Source organism: Nostoc sp. PA-18-2419 (genome assembly GCF_005869855.1).
Taxonomy (GTDB): domain Bacteria; phylum Cyanobacteriota; class Cyanobacteriia; order Cyanobacteriales; family Nostocaceae; genus Nostoc.
In genome coordinates, this window is sequence record NZ_SZNH01000014.1 from 125,596 (window position 1) to 140,459 (window position 14,864).

A 14,864-nucleotide genomic window follows, 5' to 3' on the forward strand; every position below is an offset into this window, starting at 1 on the left:
ACCTTTTCAAAACTATGGAACTCAAAAATAAAGTTCTCAAAAACCACGCTCGCCAGATCGAACTGTCCTACCGTCTTGCCAAAGTGGGTTATAACACAGCAATTGGCAAGCTGCTGCGCTTGCGTGCTTATTATAGCGATGCCTTAATCATGCTCAAAGCGTGGAGAGACTTTCTCTATATCCGCCGAGATAATATTGGGGACAAATTTTTTGCGGTAGACCATGCAATTATGCACACATCTCATACTCAAGTTAAGGAACTGATGCACATCCAGCCGCAAGTCCGGGGAAATGATTTAGGTATCATCAGAATTTTAGCTCCTAGTTACTTACTCAATAATCCTCTCAGTTTGGGAACAAACGGGAATGAACATACAGGTGTTCGTGCTGTATTATTGGAAGCCATACCAGATCCATCTGCACAAGTAGAAGTTTTATCGCATCTGATAAATCAATGTCTATCAAAAGCAGCCAAGCAGGGACAACTGCATATCGGTAACGATTTGCCAAAAATAATACTGGAGATTCTTCACCAAATCATTCTTCAAATATCATTAACTGAAGAAGAAGTTAACGCATCAATTAATTATAATAAAAGTTTACCTCTGGCATCTCTACCTAACTTTGTTAGTAAATATCTACTAGCATTTAAAACAGCACCAAACATTAAACATCGTAAGTCTTTGATTGAGAAATATAAACAATCTCCTAAATGGACATTCTACTGTGAAATAGGACAAAAATATCAGTTAAATGAACACCAAATAGCTAACAGTATTTTCGATATGATTCATATTGCCGGAACTGCTGGCACAAGTGCGCTGTTAGGCTCAGTCATTGGTATTTTGTGCTTAGAAAATGCTCTAAAAAATGATATAGTATCCGAAATTAATTTGCTCTGGAATGAACTAAAAACTCCTAATAAATATGCTCTTGAAGAATCCCATCTCCTGAATAAAGTAATCTTGGAAACTGCAAGACTATATCCACCTGTAAGATTTGTTAGCCAACTTACTACTAACTCCGGTGAAGTTGAAATAGGGAGACAAAAATGCCCATTCCAAGCGGGAACTCGTTTACTTGGCTCTATTTTTACAGCAAATCGAGATGTCCATAGATATGAAAATCCAGATAATTTCGATATTACGCGAGATTTTTCTGATATCTTATCTTGGAATGGTGAAGGTCATGAGCGGGTTTGTCCTGGGAGAAATTTGTCAGTTGGTTTTATTAAACTTTTCTGTTTTTATCTTTTTCAGAAATATAAATGGGATTCATTTACAGAAGTAAAATGGGATTTCTCAAACGTAACTTCCGTTACTCCCAATAACTTATCATTACAAGGATTTTCTCAACAATTATGACTAAAATAATTGAGAAAAAACAACTCGGTAATATTGCTACCTGGATGATACCCATTAAAGAAACGAACTTACCAAATGTCCYTAAAGGCGTGTTCTTTATGGATGGTAATCCAGCTCCAGATGATTGCCTCACAATGTACAACTTAGAATGGGATATTCACAAACGCACCCTAGTTCTACCTGTCTCTGATCCTTTGCAGTGGACTTTTCACAACACAATTTATGGATGGTTATTACTTCATTCAGTCCAATTAACTCGACTTAGCTACAAAATAGAGTTTGTAGATGAAAGTTTACAACATGGGCAAATTCTAGCTTTTATTTTAGGGGTGCAAGTTCCTAAATGGGTGATAGATGCTACTATACACCAAGAAGAAAATTCTCAAGACATTTGGCAACGTAAAAACCTTTGGTTTGGAGGAATTTTACGGCTTGGAGAGTATACCTTACATAGAGTTGTAGATGAAAATGGTAATTACACTCCTGCTTTTGAGTCAATGCTCGCTAAGGTTCAAAGTGAGTGTCTAGTAATTGCGAGAGGCGGAAATTGTGAACATAAAAAAGAGCCAGAGATTTAGTTATCTGGCTCAAAGCTAGAGACAAAAGAATCATCAAATAAAGGCTAAGTTGGGTAAGAATCTAAATTCTGCCTAGGTTATGCAGCCCTAAAATAGCGCCTACTCCTAAGATATGACCAAAGGCGGTAGTTGCTAATAAAGCAGGTAAACCAAAACCACCAAAGAAATTGTTTGATGGTAGTGCTGGTTCTGCATTGGGATACTTGATGGTAGATTTACCAAAGGCAATGGCAATTATGTTGGCGATAATCATAATCACTCCAACTACAGGACTCCATTGCAGGGGTGCGGTTGCAGCAGCAAGTAATGTTGAAGTAAACACCTGATTTGCTCCCGAAATTTATTAATGATTAAAAATATAATCTGAAAATTTCCGAAGCCAATTCAAGAAAAAGCCCAATTTTGCATCAATATTTAACAGTTATTCTCATTGCTTAATATAAATAACCTTTTGTTACTGCTTTTTGTCGTTAGAGTTCGATAGACGCTAAAATTCTAAATAGTACATTTGAACGACTCTAATTAATCACAATTAGCTTTCAGATTCAATAGAGTATGCAAACACTCTAACTTAGATAGAAATAATCAAAAAGGCTATAATGCATGTCCTCTAGATGACAAATATCCTTACATCAAACGACACATAGATTTTATACTTCCTCCTCACTTACGTAATAGCAGAAAGTCTACGTTAATACAACTCTAACTTTTGGGAGTTGCTGTCAAAGCCTGTTGAGAACAAAATAAAGTTTTTCTAATTACAGAGATTAAAAAACCTGACCAATACTGAATACGATCGCATTAATTGTCTACATTTGACAACTTCTAGTCAATAATAGCTATTATGGCTACGTGATACGCCAACATGAACTACAGACGCGATCGCTCTAAAGATAATTTACACTCAAGATGATAGCGATTATTTCCGGCTTCTGTTATGTCCTCAACTCTAGATTCTTTGCCACCTGCACTCGCTAAAATTGTCCAGCGCTTTCAGCGCGCTTCTGAACCAAAGCGACGCTACGAACAGCTCATCTGGTATGCTCAGAAGCTCAATGAGTTCCCAGAAGCTGATAAATTACCCGACAACAAAGTTCCTGGTTGCGTTTCTCAAGTTTATATCACAGCAACCTTGGATGATGGTAAAGTTGTGTTTCAAGGCGATTCTGATTCCCAGCTAACCAAAGGATTAGTAGGGCTTTTGGTTGAAGGATTGAATGGACTAACGCCAACTGAGATTGTGCAACTTACTCCAGATTTTATTCAAGCAACAGGTTTAAATGTTAGCCTTACACCTTCCCGTGCTAATGGATTTTACAACATTTTTAAAACCATGCAAAAAAAAGCTTTGGAATGTAAGTTAGATGTAGCTAACTAAACTTGGTCATTAGTCATTAGTCATTGGTAATTTGTTATTTGCAAACGACGAATGACAAATGACATACAACTACCAAAATTTAATCTAATGTCAACAAATTTATTATCTACCTCTACTGCTGTGGGATTTGGTGGAGTAGTTCAAGAATACCTCTGGAATTGGGAAAACCAGCAATTGCGCGTTGTTTATGAAACCCTTGGTAAAGGTTCGCCGCTATTGCTGCTACCAGCTTTTAGCAGTGTTTCGACGCGTTTGGAAATGGGCGAACTTGCTAGATTATTAGCTCCCCATTTTCAAGTTGTAGCCATAGACTGGCCTGGTTTTGGTGAATCTTCTCGCCCTAGTTTAAATTATCAACCCCAAATATATCAGCAATTTCTGGAAGATTTTGTCAAAGCTATTTTTAATACTCCAATTACTGTAATGGCGGCTGGTCATGCGGCTAGTTACGTCTTACAATTAGCTTTGAAACAGCCTGCTGCTTTTTCACGAATTGTGTTGTTAGCTCCTACTTGGCGCGGTCCTTTGCCGACAATGGGGGCAAGTCAGGAGATAGCTGGTATGGTGAGAGAATTAGTGCGATCGCCTATACTTGGTCAAGCTCTCTACAAACTCAACACTACCCCATCTTTTTTAAATTTTATGTACCGCCGTCATGTCTTCACCGACACGGCTAAACTTACACCCAGTTTCATTGAGAAAAAATGGCAGACAACCCAACAACCGGGAGCGAGATTTGCTTCTGCTGCCTTTGTAACTGGTAATCTTGATGCTGTACGCCAGCAATCCGATTTTCTCAAACTCGTACAGTCTTTAACCGTACCACTAATGGTGATAATTGGGGAATCCAGCCCTGCGAAATCACGAGAAGAAATGAACGTATTGACTGCATTACCAGGAGTAACAAGCGCCGTGATTCCTGGTTCTCTAGGACTGCATGAAGAATACCCAGCAGATGTTTTAGCAGCAGTTGAGGAATTTTTGTTCTCGCGCTCAAATTGAACAATAATTGAGAACTAAAAATATTTGCAACAAATTAATCCATTGTCGGGGCATGCAGGTGTATGCCCCGACAACGCATTTTTAGCAGAAATTTTCTCAAACAGTATTAGCTCAAGTGTCAGAATTCAGAAGCTATTATGTAATTATTTTGCCCAAACCCATAAGCCAAGTTCGCACAAAAAAAATAAAAACAATTATCATAGGCGGTAATGATTATTTATAGTGGTGAGATAAAAGGAATTTAGAGTATGGTGGCTCACGCAATCACAAATTCAGTTCCCGTTACTGTTCTTACAGGCTATTTGGGAGCAGGTAAAACAACTCTACTTAATCACATCCTTACCTACGAACACGGCAAAAAAGTTGCAGTGATTGTTAATGAATTTGGGGAAGTGGGCATTGATAATCAACTAATTATCGATGCAGATGAAGAAATATTTGAAATGAATAACGGCTGTATCTGTTGTACAGTGCGTGGTGATTTAATTCGCATCATTGGTAATTTGATGAAGCGCCGCGATAAATTTGATCATTTAGTAATTGAAACAACCGGACTAGCTGACCCTGCACCAGTGATTCAGACATTTTTTGTAGATGAAGATTTGCAAAGTCAACTTTCTTTAGATGCAGTGGTAACAGTCGTAGATGCCAAGCATATCTGGCAGCATTGGGATGCAGACGAAGCGCAAGAACAGATTGCCTTTGCTGATGTAATTTTACTTAATAAAACTGATTTAGTAGCCTTAGAAGAATTGGAAGAATTAGAAAGGCGAATTCGCTCAATGAATGCGATGGCAAAAATCTATCGTACCCGCAATTCGGAATTAGAAATGAATGCTTTATTAGGTGTAAAAGCATTTGATTTAGATCGGGCATTAGAAATAGATCCAAATTTCTTAGGTGAAGATGCCCATGAACACGATGAAAGTGTGTTTTCTGTAGCTTTAGTAGAAAAAGGTGCAGTCGATGGCGAAAAATTAAACGCTTGGCTTTCCGAGTTGCTGCGTACTCAAGGGCCAGATATTTTTCGGATGAAAGGCATATTAAATATTGCTGGCGAAGAAAATAGATTTGTGTTCCAAGGAGTGCATATGATATTTGATGGCAGACCCGATCGCCCTTGGAAACCCAGCGAAACCCCGAAAAATGAACTAGTCTTCATCGGTCGCAACCTGAATGCAGAGCAACTCAAACAAGATTTTATTGCTTGTTTAGCATAAATAGAGACTTAGGAGTTAAGAGTTATGACTTAAAATTTCATGCACTCCTAACTCTTAACTCCTGGAAAGACTTGAGTTAATCGCGTCTACTCCTAACTCCCTTCAGAAATATGAACTCCACAACCAGCACATCTAAAGAATTTGAACAATACTATTCAGGGACACTTGCAGATTATGTAACTGCGATCGCTTGGTCGCCCATCGGTGAAACTTTAGCAGCAACTTCGGCGGCTGGCGAAGTAGTACTGTGGAATGATGGTGAACTGACAACCTTACAAACTGCTAACGGTAAATCAGTAGATTGCCTTGCCTTTTCTGCCGATGGTCAATTTTTAGCCGTTGGTGGACAGGATGGACAAGTCAAAATTTGGCAGGATACTGAATTAATCGCCACCTTGGAAAATGCGCCTGCATGGGTTGACAAACTAGCTTGGAATTACACCAATAACCAGCTAGCTTTTAGTTTGGGGCGTTATGTGCAAGTGTGGAACGCAGATACTCGTGAAATTGTCGTCACACTGAATTTCGACAACTCATCTGTTTTAGGGATAGATTGGCGCAGTGATGGTCAGTATCTAGCCATTAATGGTTATAAAGGAGTCAAGATTTGGCACACTCAAAACTGGGATGACGAACCATACAATTTAGATATGACTACTGTCAGCCTAGCTATGGGTTGGTCACCCGATGGTAAATTCCTCGCTTCTGGCAACATGGATCGTAGCCTTACCGTTTTGGAATGGAACAATCCCGATCCTTGGGTAATGCAGGGTTTCCCTGGTAAAATTCGCCAATTGGCATGGTCAGAAGCTACTACAAAAGTGGGTGCGCCAATACTAGCTTCCTCTAGTGTCGAAGGTATTGTGGTCTGGGAAAAGTTAGAGGATGATACCTTAGGGTGGCAAGCACGAGTTTTAACTAATCATGTTGATGTGATTAATGCGATCGCCTTTGCACCTAAAAGCTTTCTTCTGGCTTCTGCTGGTGCTGATGGCTGGTTGTGTTTGTGGAACGAAGCCCAGCAAGTATCCCAAATTATCACAGGTGTCTTAGGCGGCTTTTCTAGCTTAGCTTGGCATCTCCAAGGTGAATTATTAGCCGCAGGTGGTGAAAAAGGCGAATTACTTATTTGGTCAAAAGTTTCCCACAGACAATAGATATGAATGATTACTTAAATGACTACGAACTTAATAATCTTGATTTTTATCGAAAAAATCATGGATTACAACTTTATTACAATTGGTCTGGAGAAATTTGGTGGCAAGAGACACCAGACAAATCAAAAGAAAAATTGTTTTCTATTGTTGGGATGAATGCAACAAAAGTATTTCTCAAACCAGATTCTGAATATGGCGAAGTCGGATATCGAATCAATAGAGAATTAGGTCTATTTTGTCACCCAGATACTCAAGAAATTCTACATTTTTGGCACTCCCCAACAGCAAATCAACCAGTACCAGTAGTACATATTGCGAATAGAATTGTCCAAGGCTCAGTTAAACCCAAAAAATTTATCATCCCCAAAGGCAAGGGATATCTCACCTCTGTGATGGAAATTCCTCTAGAATACCCGCATCCCTTAGCAGGAGATAGTAAATACTCAGATTATTGCCCTGGAGAAAAGTTTAAGGGAGTTGAATATTTTATCTCAAATGCCTGCCGACCCGATGCAACTGATGTTCCTCCTGCAAAATGGGCGAGAGATTGTCCTTGGATGCCCTGGATGAAATTAGGATATGCTCACCCAGCTAAATTGAGATTTGAAACCACAATATCCAGAGTAGATACTTTTGAGCAGCTCGAGCCTAAATTGGTCAAACTAGTGAGAGAAAAAGTCCCAATTTACGAATTCACACCCACAGAAAGTGATGAACCGAATATGACCAGTATTCAGTACTTTAAAAAATACTTTGAATCTTATTTGCAAGGCGATATTTTTCCCCTGAATGAAAATATCTGAGAGGCTATTTATCAAGTAAATTTTAAATAATGCACTGAGATTAATGATGCTTTTACTGTGGGATAACATCCTGAAAAAAGTTAGTATTCACTTGATAAATGCTCTCTCAGTGAGGCAGTAAATGGAAGCCATTATTTTTATCGGAATTCAGGGAGCAGGTAAATCTACCTTTTATTGCACTCAGTTTTTTAATACGCATATCCATCTTAATCTTGATATGCTCAAAACTCGTCATCGAGAGCAAATTCTTCTGCAAGGCTGTTTAGAGGCTAAACAGCCTTTTGTGGTGGATAATACTAACCCAACTGTGGAAGACAGAAAGCAATACATTATTCCAGCTAAAGACAAAGGTTTCCGGGTTTTAGCTTACTATTTTGACTCTAAATTGGAAGATTGTCAACAACGGAACAGTCGAAGGTCTCCCAAACTAATCGTACCTTTAGTGGGGCTATTAGCAACACAAAAAAAGCTGGTTTTACCAAGTTGGAACGAAGGATTCAATGCTATTTATTCAGTAAAAACTAATTTTAATTATTCATTTATTGTTGAGGAATGGAAACATGAAATTTGATGAACTAGATAGTAAAATGCGAGTATATGAAATAGCCGATGATTATTGTGTGCTACCTGGACTTTATACAGTTGCCAGATTGGATGGACGCAGCTTTACTCGCTTGACAAAAGAAGTGCATCAATTTGAAGCTCCTTACGATACTCGTTTTCGAGACTTGATGCTAGAAACAGTCGAGCATCTGATGAATTGCGACATAGATATTATCTATGGCTATACCCAAAGTGACGAAATTTCTTTACTTTTTGCTCAGCAAGAAAATACTTTCAACCGCAAACTTAGAAAACTTAATTCAGTATTAGCAGGTGAAGCAAGTGCTAAATTTTCTCTATTATTAGTAATATTGGCTGCTTTGACTGTCGAATTTCTCAACTACCCAATTTAGAAGGAGTTGTGAATTATTTTCGTTGGCGACATGAAGATGCCCACAGAAACGCTCTGAATGCTCATTGCTACTGGTGTCTGCGTCGCGATCGCCAAAATCCTACTCAAGCAACCAGCATGATGAAAGGATTGTCTGTTGCCGATAAAAATGAGATGTTATTCCAGCATGGAATTAATTTTAATCAACTTCCCAATTGGCAAAAACGAGGTGTGGGACTTTATTGGGAAGAATACCACAAACAGGGATTTAATCCGATTACAAACGAAACTGTGCTTGCACTGCGGCTGTGTATCCGGCGAGATTTAGACTTGCCGATGAAAGCTGAGTACAGCCAATTTATTGCAGAATTAGTCAATACCCCAAGTTACAAACTCTCACTACAAAACCGAAAGTAGGCAAAGCAAGGTTAATCTGAAAAACCTGAAGCAGCTGCAATTTTGATTCAACCTTGCGGTTAGACTCGGCTTTTGAGGTTTTCCATCAAAAAGCTTTACTAGTGGTAACCCAATCTGAGAAAATTAAAATATATCTTTTGTCAGCTATTAGTTAGTTATTTATTGACAATTGTTGAGTTATATGTACAAAAAAACTATTAGTTTTGAAAAAGTAACTAACAATAAACAACAGTCGAACACTGACAAAAAATCATCATAAATACACACTTAGGAAACAAAAGATATGGATGAAACCTCAGAATCGACAACAAATAATGATGTAACCGCCCAAGATATAGCAGAGGCAATTGCAGAACTTGAGGAATATCGAGAACGTTTAGTTAAAGAAACTACAGAAACAGCAAAACGCGCCAAGTTGATGAGGGTAAGTGTCATGGCAAAATTGGAACCTGAACTGGCCAAAATTGATGCCGCGCTTCAAGAACTGCGTAATCAGCAGGCTAGTCTCAGCGAAAGTAACTAGTACAGCACGGCAGGCAAGATACCCACCCCAGAAGAGGGATAATTTATTTTGTGGAAATCCCTTTCTTCTTAGAATTCCCTAATCCCCACTTCATGCAGGCTTCGAGTTACCTATTCCTTAATTTGCATGGTCAACTTTGAAACTCAGTCAAAAGAAAATTCAATTCAGCTATCCCACGCTGAAACTGATGCTTTACTTGCAGTAGTCAGTGAACAATTAAATTTAAATACTTTCAACCGTGATGACCAAAAAATCCTCAAGCAGATGATTGAGAGTATGGGAGATTCACGGGGCATGGTACGTTTGAGTTTTGCAGAGGCATTGGGTAAAGTTGGTAAGCCTGTAACTCCGTTGTTGATGGAAGCCGTGGCAAATCACCCAAACCCGGTTGTGCGGCGAGCTAGCACCAAAACTTTGACACTGATTGCTGACCCGATCGCAATTCCCACTTTGCTCGACGCCCTCTTAAATGATGAAGATACAGTGGTCAAAGCCTCGTCAGTGGGAGCGTTGGCAAAGATTGGTGAGGCTGCTGTCCCAGCCTTGCTGAAAATCTTAGCCTCATCAGAATATCCAGAAAGTGCCAAAGGATATGCAGTATGGGCGTTGGGATTTATTGGAGTACAGGCTAAGGAATATTTGTATCGAGAAATCAACTCTGACTCCCCAGAGGTTCGTGCGGCGGTGGTGGGAGCGATCGCTAAAATCGCTGAAGAACATAATGAGGCTGAGGCATTTCAAGTCTTAATTAATGCCCTGAGCGATCCATCCGCAATCGTGCGGTGCGAAGCAGCAGCAGCTTTAGGCAGTTTAGCTTATCAAGTAGCGATTCCCAACCTCGTTGAGTTATTGGATCATTCCGATTGTGAAACTCGCAAAGCGGCTGCTTTGGCATTGATGAAAATTGGCGATGGCGTCGCTTTAGAACCTCTACAAACTGCATTGACCCAAGAACCGGAAGCAGGAGTTCAGGCGGTGATGCAGTTGGCAATTTCTCAAATTCAGAAACAGTTAGAGGAGGATGCTTGGGAATAGAAAGACAAGAATTTACTTGTTGACCTATACCGAATATCAGTAAACCGAAAAGTTTGGCGATCGCTAAAAAATAGTAGTGTATAATACTGTTTTTTTGAAAATGTAGAAGTGCTCATAGGGTTAAATAAATGATCAGATTAGCTTATAAAAAAGCCTAGAAATCAACTAAAATCAGCCGGACGGCAAACAAACTTTGCAAGCTACCCCATAGTTGCGGTCTACTGCTTGGCATAAAAATTCAAGCATTTGTTTAAGTACAAATAGATGAGAAAAAACTTGTCTAGTACTCCTTTTTAAACGGCTGACATAATGCGGCGTTGCTGAATCCAAGCATGAATTATGCAACGCCGCTTTCAAATTAGGTAAAATCGGATTTGAATAGAATCAAAAGCAACTGACAGACCCAGAATATTAAATCAGGGTAAACCGATGCAGCAATCTATTGAGCAATGCATTAAGGGTGTCATCAATAATCTTCTGCCAGCAATAGCTCTGCAAGGAAAATTCGGTTCCCCAAAAAATTTGTATAGCAGATTAACACGTTACCAAACACCAGGTATTAGTATTGCTGTTATTAATAATTTTGAAATCGAATGGGCGCGTGGATTTGGAGTATGCGAAGCTGGAACAACTCGTGAAGTCACGCCAGACACGTTGTTTCAAGCAGCCTCAATTAGTAAACCTGTATTCGCTTTAGCAGTTATGCGTCTTGTGCAGTCGGGGCTGCTAAATCTTGATGAGGATGTTAACAATTATCTGACCTCATGGCGTGTGCCTGCGATCGCTTCTTGGCAACCTCGGATAACGCTACGTCAGTTATTGAGTCATACTGCTGGCTTGACTGTACATGGCTTTCCTGGCTACCTCAATTCAGATCCATTACCAACTACAGTTCAAATTCTCAATGGTGAGCCTCCAGCTAATACCGATAAAGTCGAGGTCAATATCATTCCTGGTTTACATTATCGATATTCGGGTGGTGGCACGACAATTGCCCAACAGCTATTAGTTGATGTATTAGGTAAACCGTTTCCAGAAATCATGCGCGAATTGGTACTCGAACCGTTGGGTATGACCAATAGTACTTACCAGCAGCCGCTCCCGAATGATTGGTTAAAAAGGGCAGCAACCAGTCATTCATTCTCTGGTGTTCCACTTGTAGGCAGGCCACACGTTTATCCTGAGATGGCGGCAGCCGGTTTGTGGACAACTCCATCAGATTTAGCCAAAGTCGGAGTCGAACTCTTGCGCGTATTGCACGGGTCACCTCCTACCATCTGGAGTAAACAGACACTAGAAGAAATGTTGCGTCCCCAACAGCCAGAGCAAACACAAGGAGCGAAGGAATCATTTGTAGGGTTAGGAAATGGATTATTTGTAGGATTGGGATTCTTCGCAGGTGGTGGAGTTGGCGATGGATTCTACTTTTTTCACAGTGGTAGAAATGAAGGATTTGTATCATTAATGCGTATTTACGCGCATATTGGAAAAGGTGCTATTGTTATGCTCAATTCACATGAAATCGATCTGATCCCAGAAGTAATGCGAGCAATCGCGCTTGAGTATAACTGGCCTGACGTGTTTGAGCAAGAAATACCAATCATCACCCTACCCCAAGTTGACCTCTACTCAGGGTTATACTTAACAAAATCTGGATTGCAGTTCAAAGTAATCAACCACCATGAAGATTTGTTCATACAATGTGGGCAGCAACCGCCATTACAGTTCTTCCCTAAATCAGAGCTAGAGTTCTTTGCTAAATCAGTGAATACAAGTATTTTCTTTGAAACGGATGACACAGGTAAAATTTCTGCAATGACGTTAAGTCAAACAGGTGTCATGAGTTTAAGACAACAAGCGGATCAACAGATTAGAGCAGAAAGACAGAAGTGAAAAAGACAATATAGATGTAACAAGCGTAGCTTAACCAATCACTACAAAATTGTTTGAGTAAAAGCACAGATCCTCAGCATTAGCTTGATGCTTTACCCACCTGCCAAACCATTACTTCGCATTCAAAAAAACGGTATCGTACACTACTATTTTTTAGCGATCGCCAAACTTTTCGGTCTACTGAAGGTAGTTACATTTAAAAGCAATCGCTGCGCCAACGCCAAGGGCGATCGCTACTTTTTGCTATATTTAATCACCTGCTCTAATCGAGGTAAGGCACTCACTGCTGACTCTTGAACATAGGAATCAACTGTTTCATCGTTAGTCAATGCTGTCAGCACTTCCACCCCTCGCGCATCACCCATTGAACCAAGTGCATTCACAATCGCCACAGCTACCGCAACATTATCTGTGGTTTTCAAAGCTTCAGTTAAAATTTCAAAGGCAGGAGAACCAATCTCACCCAGAGCCATCACAGATGCGATGTAGACAACACCATTTGGGTCATCGAGTGCGGTTTTTAATCCCTGTAAGCCCTCTTGGGGGAAGGGTATGTCTGAATGATTGGCGGCGACCTGTGCCAAGGCTTTAGCACAACTGCCTCGAATCGTGGCGTTATCACTATTAAGTAATGACTCTACCAGTGTCGGTACAGCATCTACACCAACGGCACCCAATGCCTTTACCGCCGCTCGACGATAGGTCACATCTTCATCATCCAAAATACTCATCAGTCGAGGAATGGTATTTTCATCGCGGACTTCGGCTAGCTGCCACATAGCTCGTTCCCGCAGATTCGGGTTAGGGTGTTTCAACTGTTCAAATAAAGAATCTGTTGTCATAAGAAAAAATTTCGTTCTGACTCCTGAATTCTGACGCTAAACTGTGCAGCGTCTCCAGCTTTGCTGCTAAATTCTTTTAATCACAACTGAAGGACTCTGGGTCAATCACTCAACCTAATCTAGGCAAAGCAATAGACCCAAAGTCCCTAGTTTTAGAGTGCAACCGCTCGGCTAGTCAATCTGTGTACTATGACAGGGAGTTGATTACGTAGTCGAGGAGAGCGCGGAACTCAGTCAACGCTTGAGGAGACAAGTCGCGAGGAGAGCAAGCGCGATCGCGGGTGTAGGTCATAGCGGTAACATAGGGAGCGGTAGGCAGACCCAAAGAACGATATGTTTCGCGAGCGCCTGCAATACCCCATTCATCCAATGGACCAGTACCACCAACAACTAAGCTGTAGTTAATTAGACGTAAGTAGTGCTTGATGTCGCGCAGGCACTTGTCTTTCTTAACTTGGGTTTCGCCAGCTTCACCTGGTTGGGTTAGGTAAGGATATTTTTTAAAGGCAGCGTCATAACCTTCTTTAGCCACAGCATCAAGACCAGCAGCTAACTTTTCAGCAGCTTCTAGACGAGCGTTAGAACGTTGAATACTACCTTGAACGGATTCTAGGTCGGAGGTGGTGGGGAAACGACCTGCTGCATCAGCAGATGTAACAACTGTGGTGATAACTGATTTCATTACTTTTTATACTCCAGATGGGATTTGATCGGGTTTTGATTTCACTTTGTTTGGCTAAATAGCCATTAACTATGAGTTATTAGCTCAGAGCAGAAATAACGCGATCGAAGTAGCTAGCAGCTTCAGCAGCTAGAGCAGAACAGTCGCCTGGGATAACATCCAGCTTGCGGAACTTGGTACCAGCGTTTGCTTCGGTGTTGGTATTGGTGATGTGAGCAACACTGATAGCTTTGAGGAGTTGAACAGCACGTACAGTGGAGCTAATGGGAACTCCTAAAGCTGTGTAGGTTTCTTTCAATCCGTTGATAGCACGATCGTCTAATACGGAAGAATCACCAGACAACAACGCATAGGTTACGTAGCGCAGGATGATTTCGGTATCACGCAGACAAGCGGCGTGGCGACGAGTGGGGTACAAGTTACCACCGGGTTGAAGCAAACCAGTGTTTTCACAAGCAATTCCAGCAATGGCATCAGAAACAGCACAGCTAGCGTTGCTGGCGATCGCATTTACAGCATCAAGGCGCTTGTTGCCCGCAGCAATAAAACCTTTGAGGGCTTCTAAGTCAGCACCACCAATAGCAGCACCTTTAGCATCTGCTGTAATTACAGCTCTAGAAAAAGCATCAAGAACCATGAGTTCTCCTTAATATTCACAAATGGCGGATATTATTTTTGGCGTTGTCTCGTCAGATAAACTGCGAGTAGCCAAAGTAAAACATAGGGGATCAATAGTACTCTAGTCTTTTCTATGAGAGAGAAAGTAATAATCTGTAATATTTAGTTTAGGGATTGGGGACTAGGGATTGGTGGGAAGCTTTTTTCTAATTTGCCCATCTTTTCCTTTCAAGAGTAGGTTTTATCAAATCCCGAAAATAATTGAGAATTTTCTCAATTGTTTAACGTCATTTGGTTATTTCTTGCTGTTTAAGCATCATCTCAAACAGCAACAAATAACTAAATACAAAATACCTACCTTTGTAAGCCACATTCTCAATGCCTCATTTCTCAATCCCCATATCCAAAAAAATTAAGA

The 14,864-nt window shown here is 40.5% G+C and carries 17 protein-coding genes; 13 read left to right on the forward strand and 4 right to left on the reverse strand.

Annotated features, from left to right (window positions below; all coding sequences use genetic code 11):
* Positions 1-14 precede the first annotated feature (14 nt).
* Together FCR06_RS16455 and FCR06_RS16460 are read left to right on the forward strand one after the other, a co-directional pair.
* Positions 15-1,364 carry a cytochrome P450 gene (locus FCR06_RS16455; RefSeq protein ID WP_138501513.1) on the forward strand — a complete coding sequence of 450 codons (1,350 nt, stop codon included), beginning with the start codon at positions 15-17 and terminating at the stop codon, positions 1,362-1,364.
* Positions 1,361-1,942, forward strand: coding sequence for a hypothetical protein (locus FCR06_RS16460; RefSeq protein WP_138501514.1), 582 nt, complete (start codon positions 1,361-1,363; stop codon positions 1,940-1,942). Before FCR06_RS16455 ends, FCR06_RS16460 begins: the two co-directional genes overlap by 4 nt.
* 61 nt (positions 1,943-2,003) lie before the next feature.
* Here FCR06_RS16460 and psaK read toward each other — a convergent pair whose 3' ends face one another.
* A complete protein-coding gene (psaK, locus tag FCR06_RS16465) occupies positions 2,004-2,264 on the reverse strand; it encodes a photosystem I reaction center subunit PsaK (RefSeq protein WP_138501516.1) in 261 nt (86 codons plus the stop codon).
* 615 nt (positions 2,265-2,879) lie between these two features.
* Here psaK and FCR06_RS16470 point away from each other — a divergent pair.
* From FCR06_RS16470 to FCR06_RS16520, 11 genes are all read left to right on the forward strand, one after another.
* A complete protein-coding gene (locus FCR06_RS16470; RefSeq protein WP_138501518.1) occupies positions 2,880-3,320 on the forward strand; it encodes a SufE family protein in 441 nt (146 codons plus the stop codon).
* A gap of 87 nt (positions 3,321-3,407) precedes the next feature.
* Positions 3,408-4,322: an alpha/beta fold hydrolase gene (locus FCR06_RS16475; protein WP_138501519.1), complete on the forward strand. Its 915-nt coding sequence runs from the start codon at positions 3,408-3,410 to the stop codon at positions 4,320-4,322.
* Between the two features lie 248 nt (positions 4,323-4,570).
* Positions 4,571-5,542 carry a CobW family GTP-binding protein gene (locus FCR06_RS16480; protein ID WP_138501521.1) on the forward strand — a complete coding sequence of 324 codons (972 nt, stop codon included), beginning with the start codon at positions 4,571-4,573 and terminating at the stop codon, positions 5,540-5,542.
* Between the two features lie 110 nt (positions 5,543-5,652).
* Positions 5,653-6,699 carry a WD40 repeat domain-containing protein gene (locus FCR06_RS16485; RefSeq protein WP_138501522.1) on the forward strand — a complete coding sequence of 349 codons (1,047 nt, stop codon included), beginning with the start codon at positions 5,653-5,655 and terminating at the stop codon, positions 6,697-6,699.
* A 2-nt stretch (positions 6,700-6,701) separates the two neighbouring features.
* Positions 6,702-7,502: a DUF1838 family protein gene (locus FCR06_RS16490; RefSeq protein WP_138501523.1), complete on the forward strand. Its 801-nt coding sequence runs from the start codon at positions 6,702-6,704 to the stop codon at positions 7,500-7,502.
* A gap of 121 nt (positions 7,503-7,623) precedes the next feature.
* On the forward strand, positions 7,624-8,073 hold the full coding sequence (locus tag FCR06_RS16495; protein WP_138501525.1) for an AAA family ATPase: 450 nt from the start codon (positions 7,624-7,626) through the stop codon (positions 8,071-8,073).
* On the forward strand, positions 8,063-8,458 hold the full coding sequence (locus FCR06_RS33585) for a tRNA(His) guanylyltransferase Thg1 family protein (RefSeq protein ID WP_223280164.1): 396 nt from the start codon (positions 8,063-8,065) through the stop codon (positions 8,456-8,458). Before FCR06_RS16495 ends, FCR06_RS33585 begins: the two co-directional genes overlap by 11 nt.
* Before the next feature lie 8 nt (positions 8,459-8,466).
* Entirely contained in the window at positions 8,467-8,853 is a 387-nt protein-coding gene (locus FCR06_RS33590; protein ID WP_223280165.1) for a hypothetical protein, read from the forward strand.
* A 283-nt stretch (positions 8,854-9,136) separates the two neighbouring features.
* The gene (locus tag FCR06_RS16505; RefSeq protein WP_138501527.1) at positions 9,137-9,376 is read left to right on the forward strand and encodes a hypothetical protein; all 240 of its coding nucleotides are present in this window, start codon (positions 9,137-9,139) and stop codon (positions 9,374-9,376) included.
* A gap of 126 nt (positions 9,377-9,502) precedes the next feature.
* Positions 9,503-10,411 carry a HEAT repeat domain-containing protein gene (locus FCR06_RS16510; protein WP_138501529.1) on the forward strand — a complete coding sequence of 303 codons (909 nt, stop codon included), beginning with the start codon at positions 9,503-9,505 and terminating at the stop codon, positions 10,409-10,411.
* A gap of 429 nt (positions 10,412-10,840) precedes the next feature.
* Entirely contained in the window at positions 10,841-12,304 is a 1,464-nt protein-coding gene (locus FCR06_RS16520) for a serine hydrolase domain-containing protein (protein ID WP_138501531.1), read from the forward strand.
* Positions 12,305-12,537: 233 nt separating this feature from the next.
* Here the strand turns inward: FCR06_RS16520 and FCR06_RS16525 are convergent, their stop codons facing one another.
* The 3 genes from FCR06_RS16525 to FCR06_RS16535 form a co-directional block, all read right to left on the reverse strand.
* A complete protein-coding gene (locus FCR06_RS16525; protein ID WP_138501533.1) occupies positions 12,538-13,146 on the reverse strand; it encodes a HEAT repeat domain-containing protein in 609 nt (202 codons plus the stop codon).
* Between the two features lie 187 nt (positions 13,147-13,333).
* Positions 13,334-13,828 carry a bleomycin hydrolase gene (locus tag FCR06_RS16530; protein WP_138501535.1) on the reverse strand — a complete coding sequence of 165 codons (495 nt, stop codon included), beginning with the start codon at positions 13,826-13,828 and terminating at the stop codon, positions 13,334-13,336.
* Positions 13,829-13,907: 79 nt separating this feature from the next.
* Positions 13,908-14,465, reverse strand: coding sequence for a bleomycin hydrolase (locus tag FCR06_RS16535; protein ID WP_138501537.1), 558 nt, complete (start codon positions 14,463-14,465; stop codon positions 13,908-13,910).
* Positions 14,466-14,864: the final 399 nt, after the last annotated feature.